The organism is Spiroplasma endosymbiont of Othius punctulatus (genome assembly GCF_964019505.1).
Taxonomy (GTDB): domain Bacteria; phylum Bacillota_I; class Bacilli_A; order Mycoplasmatales; family Mycoplasmataceae; genus TIUS-1.
On sequence record NZ_OZ026449.1, the window covers coordinates 452,556 to 473,783 of the forward strand.

Below are 21,228 nucleotides of genomic sequence, written 5' to 3' on the forward strand. Positions count from 1 at the left end.
CAAAAAAAAAAAAAAACAAGTCAATGTTAGACTTTGTTTTTATTCTGTTTCATTTTGATCTTCAATAATAAGTTTTGATAATCTTTGATTTCTATCTCATCTGTTTGGGAAGTATTTTTGAATTACATATAATATGCAATCAGAAATTAACATTATTAGAACCGGCAAGAAAGCCAATCCTAACATTACCAAGATTATTAATGGATGTGATCCATAATCTGATATTGATATTAATCCAAACATTGATGAACTAATTCCAGGAATTAGTATCATTGCAATATTCAATGTCAACGCTAAAGCTGAAGCCATTAATAAAGGCTTGTTTGATGTGTATCTAAATTTTTCAGCACCGTCTCATGTTGTAATACGCATTGTATTTACAAACAATGCCGGTGATGTGGCTGCCACAAAGAACATTGCAGTTCTTCTAAATTCATCATATGAATCTGTTCCTTTCATATCACTTGCGATAATTCCAGCGATATAAAATGATGCCACAACAACTGCTGTATTTATAACAATGATTCGAATGAACATTCCTCATATTCCTTCAAATAGCGAACTCTTCTTACTTAGCTGAATTTTTTGATCTGTTTCCTCAGTTAACCCCATACCAATAGTTGTTGCTAACATAGTTTCAATTACTAAGTTAATTCACAAAATGTTTGTAGCTTCTAAAGGAGACATTCCAGATATCAAAATAATTAGTCCCATTGCAATAATGTTTGAGATATTAACACCCATAACAAAAGCGATGGCTTTTTGAATACGTTTATAAACTCCACGTCCCTCTTTAATACCATTGATGATAGTAAACAAGTTATCGTCTGTAAGGATGGCGTCAGCGGCTTGTTTGGCCACATCCGTTCCAGTTATCCCCATAGCTACTCCAACGTTTGCTACAGCAAGCGACGGAGCATCATTTACACCATCTCCTGTCATAGAAGTTATATAACCTTTTTTTTGTAATAAAGTTACAATTTTAACTTTATGTTCTGGGTTAACGCGAGCGAACACGCGGATGTGGTCAATTACTTCTAGTAGTTCATAATCACTCATTGATTCCAATTCAACTGAAGTCATTACTTGTTTTTCGTTACGAGCTAATCCAAGCTCTTGAGCAATAGCTAATGCAGTTTGTGGGTGATCACCTGTGATCATTACAACTTTCACACCTTTTTTATATGCAAGTGCAACTGTTTCAATTGCAGACTTTCTAACTGGGTCTTTCATACCAATAGCACCTGAGAACACAAATTGTTCTTCAAGTGATGTCGTATCAATACCTTTAACAATTCTTGAAGCAAACGCCATAACACGTAATGATTTTTTACTTAATTCTTTTGTTAAAGACATAATAATATCTTTATCAGATTCAGTAATGACTCTTATTTTGTCACCTTCATAAATGTGTGTTGAAATTTCTAATACTTGTTCAACTCCACCTTTTGTAAATGCTATTTTTTCTTTTCCAACATTGTTGATTGTAGTCATTCTTTTACGAGAAGAATCAAACGGAATTTCGGCCATTCTTTTGAATTTATTTCTAAATTCAATTTCATTGTGTCCAAGTAATTGTCCGTACTCTGTAAAGGCAAGTTCGGTTGGATCTCCAATTTTTTCACCATTTTGAATGACTGAGTCATTACATAAAATAATTCCTTGTGTCATTCTAATTCCTTGTTCTGTTTCATTAGACTTGTTAGTTCAATCATTTGCAGTAACTATTTGACCGTTATAAATAAATTGTTCACAAGTCATTTTGTTTTGAGTTAGCGTTCCAGTTTTATCTGTGCAAATAACATTCACTCCACCAAGTGATTCAACAACATTTAGTTTTTTAACAATCATGTTATCTTTAACCATTCGTTTTGTACTAATACTTAACGCAATAGAAACTGATGCTCCTAAACATTCTGGTATTAAACCGATGGCTAATGTTAAGGCAACCATTAAGTGACCTAATCATGCAAGATCAGCAGTTTCTCCACCTACTGTCATTAATAATACAAAGAATACAATTCCGATCACGATTGAAGCTGCTGCTACAACCATTGAGAATTTTGAGATTTTTTGTTCAAGTAAAGATTTTTCTTTTTTAGTTTCAGAAATCATTTTTGAAATTTTACCAATTTCTGTTTCTTCACCCACTTTAACAACAATACCAATTGCTCTACCGTTTGTTACAAATGTTGACATAAATCCAATGTTTGATAAATCAGATAAGATTTTTGATTCTTTGTCTAATGCAATGTGATTCTTTTCAACAGCAACAGATTCACCTGTTAAGTTTGATTCATCAATAAATAAGTTTGATGATTCTAAAATTCTTAAGTCTGCTGGAACATATCTTCCGGCTTCTAAAATTACAATATCACCAACAGTTAAATCTGATGATTCAATTTCTAATTGCGAACCTTCTCTTAACACTAAACATTTTGGTTTAGTTAATGAGTTAAGCGCATCAACTGATTTAGCTGCCTTCATTCCTTGTACTGTTTGCAGTACAGCGTCAATTACCACAATTGCGATGATTACAAAAAAGTCAATAAACTCAGTGTAGTCAGTGTGTCCTTGAGTGATATTTATAATTGGAGCAACAAGTGAAACAAATGCCGCAAAGATTAATATTAATTGTATTGGTTCAATCAAAGTGTGCAAGAAAATTAAAAATGGTGATTTAGCTTTCTTTTGTTTGATTTCGTTTCTTCCATAACGTTCATAGTTAAGTTCAAGTTCTGCTTTAGATAATCCTTTTTCGGGATCAACTTTATATTTTTGAACCGTTTCTTCTGGCGTCGTGTTCGATGGGTATGGTTCCATTATTTACTCCTAGTAATTAAACTAAATTATATATTTATTTATTAAACCATTCAATCAATAATGGATATATTTTTTCTATATTATATTTTGATTCTGATGACACTGCAATCATTTCATCTTTGGTGATATTTAATGTTGTACATATTCTTTTTTTAAATTTTTCTATGTCATTCTTTTTTAATTTATCTAATTTAGTTCCAATTATCAAAGCTGGAATTTTATTTGCTTTTAAAAAGTTATGCATAGCAATATCGTCTTTAGTTGGTTCATGTCTTAGATCAATTAGTTGACAAACAAATTTTAAATTTTCACGACCCATCATATAATCTTGAATCATCACTGACAAATCTTCTTGTTTTGTACGTGACAATCTTGAATAACCATAACCAGGACAGTCAACAATTCTAAACTCATTATCATTAATATCAAAAAAGTTTAGCAATTGTGTTTTACCTGGAGTTTGTGAAGTTTTTGCTAATTTATTTTGTCTTGTAATTGAATTAATAAAACTTGATTTACCAACATTACTTCTTCCCATAAAACAAACTTCAGGAATGTCATCAACAATTCACCCTTCGTGAGCTGCTGCTGATTTAATAAAAACTGCTTTTTTAATCATTATATTTTTCTCCACACTCTGCTTTAAACAAGTCTTTAAGTTTTCAATGATATTTCATTGAAAAAATTTCAACTACATCACCTTCTTTATACGAAAATGTTATTAAAGTTCTTTTTAAGTTATTTGTAATTACTTGAATTGATTCAATTGGAATGATGTTATTAATGAAAATAAAACTATTTTCAAACACCAAAACAAATGCTCCATTTATCTTTTTATTTATTATTAACAATAAAACAATAAAGTAAAACAATGATGCTAATTGAATTCCAACTGAAGTTCACTCAATTCATTTTATATCATTAGTTATAAATAGTATAAAAAATATAAGTTGTAGCACTTCAAGTGCGATTGCTGCAGTAAATAAGATAATTATCTGAGTGTACAATTTAGTATTTAAATATTTTTTATCTGTTTTAAACCTATTAACTCGTATTTTATTTTTTATAAGTTTAAAAAGTATTGTCATTAGATATCCAAAAATTACTAATATCAAAACAAAGTTTATAATTTGTGGTGTCATAATGCCCTCTTATCCTTTTAATATCATTTCATATGTTTTATAAATATCATTTCCATCATCTTCAATTAAAAAATATAAATTATAATCTAGTTTAATAATTGTTTCATGAATAAACTTTTTGTTTAAATATTTTACACCTGGTTTAACAACCGTGGCGCCATTAATGGCTAACTTATATGAATTTATTTTTGAAGTAATTACAATATTTTTATTTGTAAAATATAGATCAACAATATCTTTGTTTGACTTCGTGACTTTTCAAGGATTCATTACATAAAACTTATCGGTCGATTCAACAATTGATTTTTTAGTTTTAATAAACTTTGCTTTTTGATTTTTTAAATGTAAAAAGCACACTTCACCTTCTGGTAATTTAAAATCAAGTTCTACAGTTTTTACAACTACATTATTTATTTCATAATCTTTTTTGGCTATTTTAATTTTATTTACTTTGTCTTGTTGAATAAAGGCAAGCAAACCAAAAATAATTAGACAAACTAATCAAATTGAAATTAAAGTAATTATTAATATATCTGTAGTTCTCATTTTATCTCCATATATAATTATATATAAACCCAAGGAGTTAAATGATTAACTATTTCAAGACTACTAAAATTACAGAAAATGATATTAAACTTTTAAGACGTTTTGATACTTACTGATTAAAGTTTGTTCAAAAAGAAGTTAAAAGATTAAATAAGTTCACAAAAAGATTTAAAGGATCAATATCTGAATTCATAGTTGATATTCCTCAAACTTACGAAGATTTAATAAAGTTTGAAAAACAAATGATGAACTATAAAAACTTCTTTAATCAAAAATACAAACAAATGAGAGATATTTTACCAGCTCTAAATAAACTTAGAAATTGAATTGGTTCATATAATACTTGTTTAGGAATAATAATATATTTCAATAATCTATTTAACTTCTTAAGTGAAGATGAATCAATTAAATCTGAAGAATTGAATTCAAAGTTTAATGGGGTTTGTTTGAACTACTGAACTAAACTTGGACGTGAAGTAAGAAAACACATTGGTGAAGATCACTTTCTTGAAACTGTTGATAAAAACTTAATTAACAATGAAAAAGAGTTCATCAACTTTCGATTACCAATTAGAAGTTATCTAATGTACATAAAATCATTAGCTAAGAAAAAACATATTCCAGAAACTAAATATACATATGCAGTAACTGAACTACTTGAGTTTGGAAACTTCGTATTTGGAATTGAAAAATGTATTGCAAGTTTTAATTCAAAAATTAAAAAATAATAATTTCATTACTTATCACCCTCTTGTTTAAGTACAAAAAAAGAAACCTAGGTTTCTTTTTTAAATTATTCAATTTCTTGTTCTAATGCTTTATCAGCTAATGCTTTTTTTGTCATGTGAAATCTTTTTTTGTTGTAAACAACGTTGTTCAAAATAAATCCAGATAACGCTATGTAAACTCAAAATGCAACCAATGTTATAAAGTTAACAATTGATATAATAGCAGTTATCTTTTCAAAGTTAACTGTACTATCTTCTGGCATAAAGTTATTAATTAAAATAATTGCAAGTGTTGAAAGAACACCAATGATTCATGCGATTAATGGGACAAGTATTCCATTAATAAATACTTTTTTACTCATTCCGTCAGGAATTTTATTTGCATCTATTAAAGTTGCAATAACGTATAACACCAATGCAGATGATAATACAAGTGAAGCCACAGCTGCAAATCACGCTCATATTTTAGTTCCTGTTCCAGGATCTGTAATTGCACCAACAGATGATATCCCTACCATTGCAATCGCAATTGTCATAAACATAAAGAAGTAAAGTGCATAATACACACCTAATGGTTTTGATATTTCTTTTTTAATGTCTTTATAAATCGGTTTTCTAAATATGTATATTCTATGTACGATGATTGTTGAAATAATTCATGTACCAAGTGCTACTAATGAAATTATTAATACTTTTAAGTCAGCTGGTAATGTTGCAGCAGTACCAGTCAGCATTGTAGCAGAAATAATACCAAATATTATTAACGCAGGAATAAATGTAGCAGCTAGAAATAGACCAAATCTAATCATTTCTAAACTAATCATTTTTCATCCTAAACTAGAATTTCTTTCAGATTCAGGCATTGCTTTGTAGTATTCAGCCACTTTGTTTGAACCAAGTGATGAATATTCATAACCACGTTTGAAATCAAAAAACATTTCATCTCCACGTCCAGTAATTGCTCTTTGTCTCTCTTTTGAAAACATTGTTTTTATTCCGTCAACAACTGTTTGTGCTGGATCAGCTAAATGAGAAACATTTTTTTCTTTAACAATTAGAATACATAATTCATCCATCATGTTATCTAAGAATTTTGGTTTAAATGGTAATCCTGCATACGCACCATAAGCAGCTTTAACACCTGCTAAGTCATTTGCAGCAATTTTTGTTTGTAAGTCAGTTACATATGTAATTGTTTTTTCATAGTTGAACAACAAGTTTGCTTGTCTTCCACGTAAGTAAGTTTTGATTCCTGTAACTGTTCCAAGGAATACTTTAATTGTTAGTGGTACAAATAGTGCAAATACACCCCCAACTAAGATTAATTTAAATGGGTCAAGAAGTGTTTTGGCTAATGAGTTTGGAGCCATAAAACCTTCAAATATATATTTAAGGTTTTCTGGGTCTGAACCTTTATTTCCGTAGTTAACTAATGCTTGAATAAATTCAATATTTGTTTTTGCTGCTTCTGTAAGAGATTCTCCACTTGCCATAATTCCAAGTGCTTTTAATTTTTCTTCTCCAAATCCACCTTCTCCAACGAATCATGCTCAAGCAGCTTTAGCTTCATCGGTATTTTTTCCTCATATTTCAACTAGTGTATTGTTGAATGGCGTTGAACCTAATTGGTTACCATTAATGTTGTATACAGCAACTGTATCAATTCATGATGAATAACCAAAGTAGATAACAGCTACAACTAACAATGCAATAACTAATTTAACATTATTTCTCATTTTTAATTTCTCCTATTTCTAAATTATTTTTCTAAAATTATTATATATAAATATATATAGAAAAATAAGGTATAAATTACCTTATTTTAATTTGATATTTAATTCGTTCAATTGACTTTCATCAACTTTAGACGGTGAATTGTTCATCATGTCTATTCCACTACTATTTTTTGGGAAGGCAATTACATCTCGAATGTTTTCAGCACCAGTTAAAATCATTATAATTCTATCTAAACCCAATGCTAATCCAGCATGGTATGGTGCACCATAGTTGTATGCATCAACAAATCATCCAAAGTTATTTTTAACTTGTTGTTCACTTAACCCTACTGATTTAAACATTCTTGATTGGATATCTTTGTCCGTAATTCTTTGGCTTCCACCACCAATTTCAAATCCATTCATAACAATATCATAAGCAGCTGCTTTTGCATTGACCATATCTTTGTCGAATGTTTCAAGATACTCTTCTCTTGGCATTGTAAATGGATGGTGAGCCGCTACAAATCTTTTGTCTTCTTCTGAATATTCATACAGTGGGAAATCTACAACTCAAAGTAATTCAAACTTAGTTGAATCCGCTAAGTTATAAAGTTTAGCCACTTCATTTCTTAATGCACCCATTACTTTTGACGCTTTGTAGTATTCATCAACTACAAATAATATTGTTGATGACTTTTTGATACCAAAAGTTTTAACAAGACCATCTTTTTCTGATTCATTTAATTTTCCACCAATTGATCCACTTCAAGTATTGTTGTCAAATTTTGCAAAACCCAAAATGTTAGTTCCGTTTTGTTTTGCAGTTTCTGTTAATTTTTCTAATTCTTTTTTACCAACTAGTTCATCAACTGAAATTGCTCTTATAACTTTTTTATCCAATTTAGTAAATAAAGGTATCTCAGTATTTTTGAACATCTCAGTGATTGTTTTTATTTCCAAACCAAATCGTAAATCTGGCTTATCAATACCATATTTATCAATTGCTTCATCTCAACTGATTTGCTTAAATCCTTTTGTTAATTTGACACCTTTAACTTCGTTTAAAATTTCAATTAGTAATTCTTCAATCACTTCCATTACGTCTTCTTTTTTTGCAAAAGACATCTCCATATCAAGTTGTGTGAATTCTGGTTGTCTATCTATTCTTAAATCCTCATCTCTGAAACATTTAACAATTTGAAAGTATCTATCGATACCACCAATCATAAATAATTGTTTATACAATTGTGGTGATTGAGGTAATGCGTAGAAATGATGTTTGTTTACACGTGATGGAACTAAAAAGTCTCTAGCTCCTTCAGGTGTTGATTTTCCAAAAATTGGTGTTTCAATTTCAATGAAATTATTTTTTACAAAATAATTTCTAATTACATTATTCATTTTTGATCTTAATATTAAGTTGTTTGTAATTGATGGTCTGCGAATGTCTAAATATCTGTATTTCATTCTTGTGTCATCACTTGTTTGAACATCATCTTTTATTTCAAATGGTGTTAATTCTGACTTATTTATAATTGTTATTTTCATAACTTCAACTTCAATTTCTCCGGTTGAAATATTATTATTAATTGATTTTCTTTTGATAACTTTTCCTTCAACTTCAATTACATATTCTGTTTTAACTTCGATTGAGTCTTTGATTATCAACTGGGTGATTCCGTATTGATCACGTAAATCAATGAAATTCATTGCTCCCATTTTTCTAACCTTAGAAACTCAACCTTGAAGCACAACTTCTTTGTTAACTGATTTTGAATTTAGTTCACCACATGTGTGAGTTCTTCTCATATTAATTTCCTCGTATTGTTTTGATTATGTCTCCATAACTTACTTTTGTCTCTTTTTTTGTTTGTTGGTTTTTTATAACTACAACATTTTCTTTTAGTTCACTTTCACCAATGATAATTACATTTTTAGAATTTAATCTTTCTGATTGTTTAAAAACTGACTTCATATTTCTGTCTTGATAGTCAAAATCGGCAATTAAACCTTCGCTTCTTAACATCATTAATAACATTGTTGAAAATTGTTTTGCTTTGGGTGTTAAACCTACAATATAAGCGTCAAGCGCCTTTTCTGATGCAAGTTGGATTTTTTTAGCTTCTAAATCTAAAAGTATTCTTTCGATTCCCATGCCAAAACCAAGACCGCTAATATCTGGTCCTCCTAATTGTTTTAATAAATTATCATATCTTCCACCACCACACAATGTTGATTGCGATGCAAGTGTTTTATCTGTGGACTTTATCTCGAATACCATACCAGTATAGTAATCAAGTCCCCTAACTAATCTTGGGTTTAAATTAACACTAATATCAATTAGTCCAAGTATTTTTACTAATGAGTTTAATCATGTTTTATCATCTTCACTCATAAAGTCGTTCATTGTTGGAACATTTTTTAATTTGTCTTGATCAACTTTACAATCTAAAACACGTAAAACATTTGTTTCAATTCTGGAGCTACAATCATCACAAAGGTCCTTTATTTTTTTAAGTGAATTTTTCAATTCTGAAACATATTTTGTTTTTGATACACCAGAAATTAAGTAGTTTAATTCAACAGATAAATCATTTGTTTGAAACCCCATATTTCTTAATAGCGAAATTGCAAGTGTGATAATTTCAGAGTCTGCTTCAGGTGATTTTTTACCAAATACCTCAACACCACATTGGTTAAATTCACGGTTTCTTCCAATTTGTGGTCTTTCATATCTATAGTATTTACCAATGTAAAAAAGTTTCAATGGTAGATTTTCTGGTTGAGCTAATTTATTTTCAACAACAGCTCTAATAACTGGAGCAGTCCCTTCTGGTCTCAAAGCCATTGATCTATTTTTTCTATCTTCAAAAACATACATTTCTTTTTGAACAATATCAGTCGTGTCTCCAACACCTCTTTTAAATAAATCAGTAGACTCAAAAACAGGTGTCATTATTTCATCAAAGTTATACTTTGACATAACATCTCTAATAATTGTTGAAATAGCAACATATTCATTTACTTTATTTCCAAATAAATCTTCTGTCCCGCGTGGTTTTTTAAAGTTCATAAAATCTCCGTTAGATATATTTTACATTAATTTAAAGATGATTAATATTAGCCAATTATTTTATGTGTCTAAACTACTGGTTTTACATAAAAATTGTTAAAAATAATTACAAACGTAAACATAGCTTCATGGATCAAGTGCATTAAAAAACTGGAAATTAAAGTTTTCCAGTTTTTAGTTTAAAATTTAATATTTTATGTTTTACATCAAAAAATTAATTATTGAATTCATTTTGTTACTATTTTATTTTGTGAGTAATTACCCTACTTTTCCAATTGTAAACCCCTCTAAGTTTAAAAGAGAAACCTTTGCCCACGAATTAAATCCCGTCGGGTTAACATACCCACTTACAGCTCATGTAAAATATGTAGTTCCACTTCAATCAACTAAAGCGACCTTCACTTCTCCTAAATACCTATTAAGTCCTTGTTCCAATGTGTGATCATAAAGACTAGTCATTATTTTATTTACTTCTCATAAATTTCAATTTACTGGGTGTCTATCTACATCATAAATTCGAACCTCAGATGAATGAAAAGATATATTTCTTGTATGAGATTCTGTTTGTTTGTTTATGTAAGTGACGTCATTCTTTTTATTGAAAGCCTGTATCATATATAACGCATCATTCATTTTTTTACCAAGTGGAACTCAAAAAATTTTTGCATTTTGAGTATATTCTTTCCCATAGTCAACAGTTGTATTTCTATATGCTTGATTTACATCAATTGTAACACCTGTTTCACTAATGTATCTGACAGTACCACCAAGTTCATTTTCTCTCGTAGCCTTGGCATGTATATCGTTAACTTTCTCATTTGTATTTGCTTCATAATTCTTGTTTACATTTAAAGAACTTATTGAACCTGAAACCAATAAACTGGTTGCAGCCGCTGTTATTAATAACTTTTTCATTTTTTCTCCTTTTTGTGGAATTAAAATTTTATCACCTTTTAATAAACCACAATAATATTTTATACTTTTTTATAATTTTAAATTAGTATTTAATTTTATGCGCACATTTATTTCTGTAGAAATAAAAAAAGTTAGCGAACTAACCACTAACTATTTGCTTTACTACTTCTGATAGTTTTTTTGAACCTTCAACTAAAATTTCTTCAAATTGCAATTCGTTATCATTTTTAGAAAGTGTATCACTTACTACTTTGAAAGAATATTTTGGTTTATCCAACTTATGTAGTGTTGAATAAATTCCAGCCAACTCCATATCAAACACACTGATTGTTTTTGAAATGATTGCCATATTATTTTGGAATAGCTCAGTTGAATTGATAAAAATATTTGAACTACACAGGTCAACTGAATTGAAATCGTTTTTGAACTTAACTTTATCAGATTGAATGAATTCAGGCATTCTAGGGACTTGACCCAATTTGTAACCAAATCCGGTTGCATCAACATTTGCGATATATACTTTATCAATCACCACTACATCTAATACATCTGATTTTTTACCTGTTGATCCAACAAGTCCCAAATTATAATATTCATCAATATTGTAATTTTCATTAACTCACATAACAGATGCCGCTGCATTCATTGTGCCTATTGTTGTTATCATTAAAAAATCATTTTCATTTTTATATAATTTGAATGGAATACTAGTAACTAACTTAAAACCAAAATCTTTGATTGTATCTTTAGATTCTTCATCCATTGCAAATAAAAAACATCTTGTCATAACTTCTCCTATAATCAGCTTTTAAATAATTTAATATAAAGCATTTTTGCTAGTTGTGCACAAATTACATAAACAACAACTATAGCTATTGCGACTGGAATAAATAATATATCAGGTTGCGCCATTAACACAAACGAATTTATTCCAGTGTATGGAATTATAAATGCAAATGCAATAACAATTATTGATGAAACAATAACTGGTCATGATGCCGTAGATTGTACAAATGGTATTTTTTCAGTTCTAAATACATGCACCACGCACGCTTGAGTCATTAAACCAATAACGAATCAAGATGCATTAAACTGAAGCGCCATTGGGTCGTGAGGAGCCATTTCTCCCCTTCCAATATTGAATGCAAATAATAATATTACGAATGTTAATATATCAAATAACGATGAAACAGAACCATTAATAATAGCAAATCACGCTAAGTTTTTTGATTCTAATCTTTTTGGTTTATCAACTGCAGTTTCATCAACTTTATCAAGGATTGTTGCAAACTGAGTAATGTCAAATAATAAATTTTGTAACAATAAATGAACTGGTTGCATTGGCGTGAAAGTTAATAAGAATAAACCAACGATCAAACTAATAACATTACCAAAGTTTGATGCAACAGTTAATTTAATATATTTTAATATATTGCATAAAGCAATTCTTCCTTGAACAACACCTTGTTCGATTGACATTAAATCTTCAGTCATCAAAATCATATCTGATGCATCTTGCGCAATGTTTGATGCATCAGCAAATGAAATAGCTATATCTGATGCACGTAAAACTGGAGCATCATTTATTCCATCACCCATGAAACCAACTACATGTCCAGTGCTTTTCAATACTTGTATTATTTTTGCTTTATGTAGCGGTGAAAGTTTTACAAACACATTTGATTCTTCAACAATAAATTTCAAATCTTCATCTGAAGTTCTATCAATATCAGCACCTGTAACTAGTTTTTCAACTTTGAAGTTTACTTTTCTACAAATTGCACGTGTAATAATTTCGTTATCACCTGTTAGTATTTTTGTTTCAACTCCAAGTTTTTTTAAACTCTTAATTAGTTTTTCACTTGTTGATTTTGGTTCATCAAAAAACGAAGCTAACCCATAAAAAGTTAATCCCTTTTCTACGTGTTCATCTCCCAATACGTTATGGGCAATACCGACACATCTATATCCATTTTTTCCAAGCTCTTCATATTTGTTTCTAATTTTTTCAATAAATTCTTTTGTTAATTTTACTTTTTTCCCATCTTCGATTGAATATGAGCAAATTTCTAAAACCTCATCTAAAGCACCTTTTGCAATGATTTCTTTTTGTCCATTTTTTTCAACAACAACAGATAAAATTTTTCTTTCAAAGCTAAACGGTATTTCTCAAGATTTTTGATATTCATCAATATTAGGTCTTCTTAATTCTTTATTAGTTAAAATTGCACGATCAATTGGGTTTGCAAAACCAGTTTGAAAGTATGAATTTAAATATAGAATGTTTTCTACAAATTCACTTGGTCCACCACGATAATCAATAACTTTCGATAACTTAATCTCACCACTTGTTATTGTTCCTGTTTTATCAGTACACAATATATCAATAGCCCCTAGGTTTTGTATTGAGTTTAGGTTCTTTACAACTAACTTATCTGACTTTATTTTTTTATAACCTTGAGATAAATTTGAAGTAACAATAATGGGAAGCATTTCAGGTGTAATCCCTACTGCTGCTGAAATTGCAAAAATAACTCCAGCAACTCAATCATCCAACCTCAGTCCTGCGACCAAAAAAACAAACGGAGTTACAACAAGCATAAACGCTAATAGTAACAATGATATTCTTGATATACCTTTTTCAAAAGAAGAAAGTTCTCTTTTCTCTTTAACTTTTTGAGATATAGAAGAAAAGTATGTATTTTCACCAGTTGAAACAACTAAAGCTAAAGCACTTCCCGAAGTCACGATTGTACCTGTATAACAAATATCGCTGTACTCTAAGTAGTTCGTGTGTTTATTAAAAGTTTGTTTCGGTACAGGAAATGTCTCACCAGTTAATGATTGTTGATCTACATACAAATCATTTTGTCATACAATTTTTAAATCAGCTGGAATTATATCTCCATTTGTTATGTATAACAAATCACCCCTTACAAGATCTTCTTTATCAATTTGGTGATATCCTCTAATTAATTCAATTGAGTTTGCGTTAGAAATATTAGTTAATTGTAGGTTTGTATTTCTAACCACCTTTGCATGTTGAACATTTTCAACAAACATTTTTTTCAAAATTAAATGGGTTTTAAATTCCTGTAAAAACCCTATTAGACACGCTATAAAAACCATTGCTAAAACTATAATGGCACTAATTAAATCAAATAGATTATAACCATTTGCAAAATAACTATAGAAGTTATAAACATCAATAATTATTAAAATGATGTTAAATGGGTTAAAAAGTAATTTCGATAGCACTAGAAATCAATTGAATCTAGTTTTTTTTGTTTCGTTATTTCCAAATTCCTTTTCAATTGAATGAACTTGTTCTTCACTCAATCCAAATGAGGTCATTTCTAATTCACGAAGCATTTCTTCGTTACTTAAGTTTGTGAATTTTGTTAAGTTATCTGACTTATTAAAATTTCTATTCTTCTTTTTGTTCATATGACCTCCTTGTGAATTTGTTTATATTTATATAATATACAAATACAAAAAAAAGAACCATTTTGGGTTCCTTTTAATTGGAAATAGCACCAACAATTCTCTCACATGAGTTAACGTTGGGTATCTTAGACATTTTATTAATTAAATCATTTAATTCAGTAACTGAGTTAACAGCTACAATGATTTCTCCACCAAATGTTTCTGTTTCAGTACGAACTTTTAAGTTTATTGAACGAATATCAGTACGTTGCATTAGTTGAGTAACCTCTAAGAAAATACCCTTTCTATCGTCAGATAAGAAGAATATTTTTGAGTAATAAAACTTATCATATGTATTGTCAATAATTCATTTGGCTTCACTTTTTTTAAGAGCAGTGTTTTCTTTCATCAATTGTTGTTGATTCTTTTTACAATCCTCTTTGTGAATTCAAATTTTCTTTTCAGGAGTTCTAACTGCCACAATATCCTCTGGAGGAATTGGTAAACAGCATTCAGCAAATTCATATTTTAAACTTCTGATACCAGCAATTTCTACATCATTATATTCAACAAGCATTTCTTGTTTTCTTGAAAGTTCAGAAGTACTTTTCTTCATTTTAAGATTTGAGAAACTACTAATGTCTGAATCTTTTAAGTAGATCATTTTAATAGCTGTTTCAACAGTATAACTACCAATACCAACATCAAGTATAAAGTCATAAATTGATTCATAACCAATTTGTTGACATCTTGTTAGTAACTCTTCAATTCCACAAACTTTACTTTGTAAATTATTTTGTACAATGTAGTTATCAATTTGAGCTTTTGCTTGTCTAATTGTTTTTAGGTTTTCTAAGTGTTGTTTTTCACGTTGTTTTTCTTCATCACCTGATACGGCAGCTTCGATTTCTTGACGTGCATTAATTGTTTTAATAAATTTAATTCATCTTTTTGAAGGTCTTGCTGCTTCGTTAGTAATAACGTCTACAACATCACCTGAGTTAAGTGGTGCAAATATCGGTACGAACACACCATTTGATTTAGCTTTTGATAATCTATTACCTACTTCCGGTCCGATTTTGTAAGCTAAATCAATTGCAGATGATCCATATGGTAATGTATAAACTTTTTGACTTGGTGTAATAACAAATATTGATCCAGCCAAGAAGTCACTCTTAACGATATCTTCAATTTCGTTTTTTCCTTTAGTTTTTTTAGATTTAATGGCATCAGCTGCTTGTTCTTCTTCTGAAAAGAAAACGTCAAATTTACCAATTTCTTGTGTTGCTGTTTGTTCTAACATTAAAAGTCTTGAGAACATATCCATTTTTTCATCTGATTTTTTTTGTTTCTCTGAAACATTTTCTTTGATTGAATCCCCTGCTTTATAACGTCAATGAGCAGCTGCTCCAAATTCGGCATAATCATTCATATCAAATGTTCTCATTTGAACTTCGAAAACGTTACCATCTTTATTAACAACGTTTGTATGAATTGACTGATACATGTTGTTTTTTGGGTTAGCAATGTAATCTTTGAAACGGTTCATAATTGGAATATACATTTCATGAACCATTGCTAGAATTTTGTAACAGTCATATTTGTTTTCAGTAATAATACGCACAGCTAAAATATCATTAATTTCATCAAAGTCTTTATTTAAGTTGTAAACTTTTTTATAAATTGATGAGATTGTTTTTGTACGTCCAAAGACAACAGTTTTTTTCAATGTTTTATCTGAAAATATTTTCTCTTGAATATTATTTACGATCTCTTGTATTGATTGTTCAAAATTCACATTATAAATTTGCATTTTTTCTGTAACTTGTTCAAAACCTAACGGGTTAACAACTCTAAAACAGTTATCTTCTAAAATTGTTTTAGCAATTTTAATACCCATTCTAGCTGCTAAAGGAACATATATTTCTAAAGTTTCATTTGCAATTTTCTTTTGTTTTTCTGGAGATTGAAAAGAAAGAGTTAAAATGTTGTGCATACGGTCAGCAATTTTAACAATAATAACCCTAATGTCCTGAACCATTGAAACGAAAAGTTTCTTTAGGTACTCAGATTTAATTGCGTCACGGTTTTCTTTTGTAAAGTATGAAACCTTTGTAACTGCTTCAGTAATTGAAGCGATATCATTTCCAAAGATATCATCGATTTCTTCAAATGTTGTTTCAGTGTCTTCGATAGTATCATGTAGTAATCCACAAATAATTGTTGAAGGACCCATTTTTCATTGTGCTAAAAAATACGCAGTTGATAATGGGTGATAAATAAATGGTTCACCACTTTTACGTTTTTGATATGCGTGTTTTTTTTCAGCAAAATAATAAGCAACTTCAATTTGTCTTAATTGTTTTTTATCTTTAATATATTGTTCACAAACTTCCATAAGCTGCGCAAGTGTTTCGATTTGCTTATAGTGAAAATCGTTTTCACTAAGCATTTTTTTAACATTTGTTTGTTGTCCTTGTTTGTTTGAAACAATCAATCTATCATCGGGTAAATCTTTTAAAAATGACATTTGTATCTCCTTCTAATTATTATGTTGATATTAAATATGTGTTTGATTTGGTATATTAATATTTCAAAATACTTTTATATTCAACTCCGTCAAAAACATCATCACCATGAAGGTCAATTAGATCTATTAGGAATATTGCCCCAACTGTTGTTGCTCCAGTCATTTTAACTAGTTCAATTTGAGCTTTAACTGTACCACCAGTTGCTAATAGATCATCAACTATCAATACTCTATCTGTTGGTTTGATATCATCTTTGTGAATTGATAAATTTGAATCATTGTATTCTAACTCATATGATTGATTATGTGCAGGTCTTGGTAACTTACCTGGTTTTCTTGCTGGAATGAACCTTAATCCCGCTGCATACGCTGCAGGAGCTGCAAATATAAACCCTCTAGCCTCTGATCCTACAATTACGTCAGCTTTTTTTTCTTTTGCGTATTTAACGATTTCATCAATTGTAAATTTGAATGCTTCAGCATTATTTAAAATTGGTGTTACGTCTTTGAATAAAATTCCTGGTTTTGGAAAATCATTTACATCTAATACAAAATTTTTTAAATCCATGTTTCTCCTAGTCATTGATTGACTCTATAATTTGTTCTTCGTTTGATACTTTTAATTCAGAAATGAATTTTTTTCTTGTAAGATTCTTTCTTAATCTTCTTTGCTCTATAGTCAATCACATCGGTAAACAAATGAATGAAATAATAATTCACCCAATTATAGAACCGACCAACAGTGTCATACCCATTGAAAAGATTGTAGGTATGAATATCATAAATATTATAAATGTTATTGCATAACAACCTAATACAAAAATGAATTTATTTAAGTTTTCTTTAAATACACTTAACACAATTGAAAGTACGTAGTTGTTTTCTTTTGAGGCCACAACAATTTTTTCATTACCTTCTTTTTTCAATGTTCTATATTCAAGTTTTTTAGATGTTTTTAATTCCTTGATTTTTTCTTTGAAGATATCTTTTGTAATTTTATTAGCATCTTTAGATTCTTTGTTTCATGCCAATATGTTTGCTTTTAATTCTTCTTTGTTCAAGTTCAGTTTTCTTTCTTTTGATTTTGTAGTTTTAAGTTTTAGTTTTCTTTCCTTTAACTCAATTCTTCTTTCAGATTTCAATGTCAGAACTTCTCTTCTAAGTTCTTTTCTAAATGATCTCAATTCGATCAAGACATCAATTTCAGTGTTGAAGAATTCGTTCATTGACTTGCTGTCTTTTGAAGAAATCTTCTCTTTTATTTTACCAAAATAAATTAATGAAAATGAAATGAATAACATGAACAGTGTTCACATTGATACAACCATTGTTGAACCAAAAGATAAGTGACCACCAATTACTACTACGATGATTAATCCAATTGTTAATACAGACCCCATTGCTAATGCAATGAAATATGTTCATCCGTATCTAATCAAGATATAAATACCTAATACTAGTAATGAAACCCCAAATGCAATGGCTGTTGTAACTATTGTTGTTGTAGTTGTTTTTGGAAAAATACGTTTTGATATGAATCCAAAGTTCTCATCGTTTTCATTTGATTCTTCTACTAGGTTTAATCCGAACAATACTTTTTTAAATTTATTTGATTGTTTTGAAGAAATATTTTTTGCTTTAATTTGTACTCATGATTGTTCTTCTACTGATCCTGAATTATATTGAAAGTTATTACCATATGATGTTTCAAAATTAACTCCACCAAAAGAAGTGTTTCTGTTTACGCCAGATAGTCCAATCATTTCATCACTATATCTTGAGAATGCAACTTCAATGAATTCTGCATAAAGTCTTGGTGCATTTTCTTTATTTGCATCTCATTCAAAAATGATATCTGATGCAAATTGTTTTAGATCAGAACTTGCTGATTCATGTAGTGCAATTTCACCAATTGCGGCTCTACCGTCACTATCGACGTTTGCGCCATAAACTGTATATTCAACACGACCACCCATTGTTGAGTCGTAGTTGACACCAATTCCGAATCCTAGCCCTACAGATAAAGTAGATAACAAGATAAAAAATGCTAATAATACTTTTGAGATTAAACTACTATTTGCTTTGAATTTTGAAAGCTCATATCTATCAAATGTTTCGACAACTACATTTGAACTCGAATCTGCTACAACGCCCATTTGTTCAAGTGTTCTTTCAATATCAACAATTCTCAATTCTCAATTTAGTCTTTTTTTTTCATTTTTAATTTTTGCAAGTTTAACTTCATAAGATTTTTTTTGTTTGTTTAAAAGTGAAATGTATTTTGTTTCACGTAGAGATAATTTTTCTCTTTGTTTTGAATAATATTTTTCTAAATTTTCTTCTTGCTTTGCAAGTTTAGTTTTTAACAATTCTAATTTATTTATTTTGTTTTTTGCTTCTGCTTTTGTTATTGCTTTTCTTGTTGATTCAACTCTGTATAAACGAATCATTTCAATATGTGATTCACCTGAAATGTTAATCGCAAATAAAAATGGAAACTTACTAAATAATTTTGTCCCTACTACTAATCTGAATAAAATTAGCAATACAATTAATTGACCCACTAATGAGAACGCTACACCAAATGTAATTAGTATTGAAAAAGTTTTTAAAGCTGCCGATGACAATCAAAATAAACAGAAACTTGGTATTAATAATGCAACCAATATGTCAACAACCACACCTGTGTTTTCTTTGATGCTTAATGTTAGTGAAGATTTGAAATCGCGTTTCAGTTTATAAACTGATTTTTTCATTGCATCTACTATTGTTATTGATAACTGACAATTTATTACAAAAATAATAAACATAGCTAATAGAGTTTCAATTCCAAAAGTTAACCCTAATCATGAAGTTGCGATTGCAAGTGTTGCAAACATAATTGCTAACGTAACAACTAAAACAAACATTCCTAAAATTCTATAAGAGAACAACATGAATAACATGAATAACACCATCAATATCAATATTGCAATTGACATAACAATAAATAAAGTATTGTTGATCAAAGGTTCTACAGTTTCGACAGTATCTACATTAAAGATATAACCTTTACTTGATGCATTAAATATAGTTTCACCAATTCTTGATTTTGCAAAAGAATCAACAAACAATTTCATAGTTGTGTTATCAATAAATCCTGTACCTGATGGCATAGCATTTGATTGTTCACCTTTATATATACTTCCGTTAAAAATAAATTGGTTATTTACTCTTGAAATGAATTCATCTTCTAGTAATGGTTTTTCTTTTGAATATCATTTAATCAATAATGTATCCATTAATTTTTGGAATACATCTTCAATATATCCAATAGGTTTTTCAGTAGATGAACTTAATAGTTTTTCTTTATACGCACCTTCTGTAAATTCATCAGCTGCCGCATTTGAGTTGTAAACATATTTAGTTGTGTTGTTTGTGAATTTTCATGTTGAGTACATTAATTCATGAAACTTTTCATAAGACACTTTATCTGATGAATTTGTAGAAATTAAATTAACCTCTTGTTTGTATCCATTGATGTCAATATAAGAACCAGAAAATAAATCTTCCATAGCTAAAACAACAACACTATCTGATGGCTCATCTGCAATCAATTTTCTAATTGGAGAAATTACACGATCAAAGTATTTTTTAATTCTTAATCTTGAATTACTTTCATCAATTGTTTTGAACATTGATCTAACTGATTCAAAAAATGAATCAGGGTCAGAAAACATTTGTAGTGATAACGGAAGCTCTTCACCTTCTGTTTCTGAAGTTGGAAATAATGATTCAAAATTTGTACTATTGATTTCAAATTCAATAACTGGATTTTTTGTACCACCAATTGAGTGAGTTGATGCTTTTGCTTTTGTAATGAAATCATTTAATGTTTTCTTTTCTAATCTACCATTTTCACCACCTGGTGTTTTAGTTAGAGAAACATCAGACAACTCACCATTGTTTTGATTCATCAAAAAGATACTTCCAGTTTTTTGGATTTCTGATTTGAATAAATCTTGATCCATGAAAGTTGATCTTGATCCGTGAACTTTTAAATAGTCATATCCAGCAATCTCAACTGAAATATCATTTATACCCATTGGGTTTAATCTGTCTTCTAAAATTTGTGCAGATTCTTTTGCGTAATCTTCTTTTGATGTATCGTCTTCTTTGTTTTTTTCAACCTTAACAGTTGCTACATATTTACCAACGAATGTTGAGTCTAGTTTTGCATTGTTTGCAATTTCGATACCAGAAAAAATAATTCCAACTAAAAGCGAAGCTAGAATTATTAAAATAAAAAATGCTTTTGTAATTATTTTTTTCTTCATTATTTATTCCG

14 protein-coding genes are annotated in these 21,228 nt (G+C 29.2%); 1 reads left to right on the top strand and 13 read right to left on the bottom strand.

Annotated elements, in window-relative coordinates; genetic code table 4:
- Positions 1 to 39: 39 nt before the first annotated feature.
- Genes AACL07_RS02175 through AACL07_RS02190 form a run of 4 tightly spaced genes read right to left on the bottom strand, consistent with a single transcriptional unit; the run spans position 40 to position 4,511 of the window.
- On the bottom strand, positions 40 to 2,823 hold the full coding sequence (locus AACL07_RS02175) for a cation-translocating P-type ATPase (protein WP_338982879.1): 2,784 nt from the start codon (positions 2,821 to 2,823) through the stop codon (positions 40 to 42).
- 34 nt (positions 2,824 to 2,857) lie between these two features.
- On the bottom strand, positions 2,858 to 3,442 hold the full coding sequence (gene yihA / locus AACL07_RS02180; protein ID WP_338982881.1) for a ribosome biogenesis GTP-binding protein YihA/YsxC: 585 nt from the start codon (positions 3,440 to 3,442) through the stop codon (positions 2,858 to 2,860).
- Positions 3,435 to 3,965 (bottom strand): hypothetical protein, encoded by a 531-nt coding sequence (locus tag AACL07_RS02185; protein WP_338982882.1) that lies wholly within the window; start codon positions 3,963 to 3,965, stop codon positions 3,435 to 3,437. Before AACL07_RS02185 ends, yihA begins: the two co-directional genes overlap by 8 nt.
- Before the next feature lie 9 nt (positions 3,966 to 3,974).
- On the bottom strand, positions 3,975 to 4,511 hold the full coding sequence (locus AACL07_RS02190; RefSeq protein ID WP_338982884.1) for a hypothetical protein: 537 nt from the start codon (positions 4,509 to 4,511) through the stop codon (positions 3,975 to 3,977).
- A 41-nt stretch (positions 4,512 to 4,552) separates the two neighbouring features.
- Between AACL07_RS02190 and AACL07_RS02195 the strand changes: the two genes are divergently transcribed.
- Positions 4,553 to 5,239 (top strand): hypothetical protein, encoded by a 687-nt coding sequence (locus AACL07_RS02195; protein WP_338982886.1) that lies wholly within the window; start codon positions 4,553 to 4,555, stop codon positions 5,237 to 5,239.
- Positions 5,240 to 5,304: 65 nt separating this feature from the next.
- Here AACL07_RS02195 and AACL07_RS02200 read toward each other — a convergent pair whose 3' ends face one another.
- The 9 genes from AACL07_RS02200 to AACL07_RS02240 all read right to left on the bottom strand — a co-directional run bounded on the left by AACL07_RS02200 (position 5,305) and on the right by AACL07_RS02240 (position 21,217).
- Positions 5,305 to 6,975, bottom strand: coding sequence for a hypothetical protein (locus AACL07_RS02200; RefSeq protein WP_338982888.1), 1,671 nt, complete (start codon positions 6,973 to 6,975; stop codon positions 5,305 to 5,307).
- Positions 6,976 to 7,056: 81 nt separating this feature from the next.
- On the bottom strand, positions 7,057 to 8,766 hold the full coding sequence (gene aspS / locus AACL07_RS02205) for an aspartate--tRNA ligase (RefSeq protein ID WP_338982890.1): 1,710 nt from the start codon (positions 8,764 to 8,766) through the stop codon (positions 7,057 to 7,059).
- Position 8,767: 1 nt separating this feature from the next.
- Entirely contained in the window at positions 8,768 to 10,030 is a 1,263-nt protein-coding gene (hisS, locus tag AACL07_RS02210) for a histidine--tRNA ligase (RefSeq protein WP_338982892.1), read from the bottom strand.
- Positions 10,031 to 10,288: 258 nt separating this feature from the next.
- The gene (locus AACL07_RS02215; protein WP_338982893.1) at positions 10,289 to 10,945 is read right to left on the bottom strand and encodes a hypothetical protein; all 657 of its coding nucleotides are present in this window, start codon (positions 10,943 to 10,945) and stop codon (positions 10,289 to 10,291) included.
- Between the two features lie 139 nt (positions 10,946 to 11,084).
- Entirely contained in the window at positions 11,085 to 11,732 is a 648-nt protein-coding gene (locus tag AACL07_RS02220; protein WP_338982895.1) for a hypothetical protein, read from the bottom strand.
- 8 nt (positions 11,733 to 11,740) lie between these two features.
- Positions 11,741 to 14,392 (bottom strand): magnesium-translocating P-type ATPase, encoded by a 2,652-nt coding sequence (mgtA, locus tag AACL07_RS02225; RefSeq protein WP_338982897.1) that lies wholly within the window; start codon positions 14,390 to 14,392, stop codon positions 11,741 to 11,743.
- Between the two features lie 73 nt (positions 14,393 to 14,465).
- Positions 14,466 to 16,901, bottom strand: a complete 2,436-nt coding sequence (locus tag AACL07_RS02230) for a RelA/SpoT family protein (RefSeq protein ID WP_338982899.1) — start codon at positions 16,899 to 16,901, stop codon at positions 14,466 to 14,468.
- Positions 16,902 to 16,956: 55 nt separating this feature from the next.
- Positions 16,957 to 17,469, bottom strand: coding sequence for an adenine phosphoribosyltransferase (locus tag AACL07_RS02235; RefSeq protein ID WP_338982901.1), 513 nt, complete (start codon positions 17,467 to 17,469; stop codon positions 16,957 to 16,959).
- Positions 17,470 to 17,476: 7 nt separating this feature from the next.
- A complete protein-coding gene (locus AACL07_RS02240; RefSeq protein WP_338982902.1) occupies positions 17,477 to 21,217 on the bottom strand; it encodes a protein translocase SecDF, variant type in 3,741 nt (1,246 codons plus the stop codon).
- Positions 21,218 to 21,228: the final 11 nt, after the last annotated feature.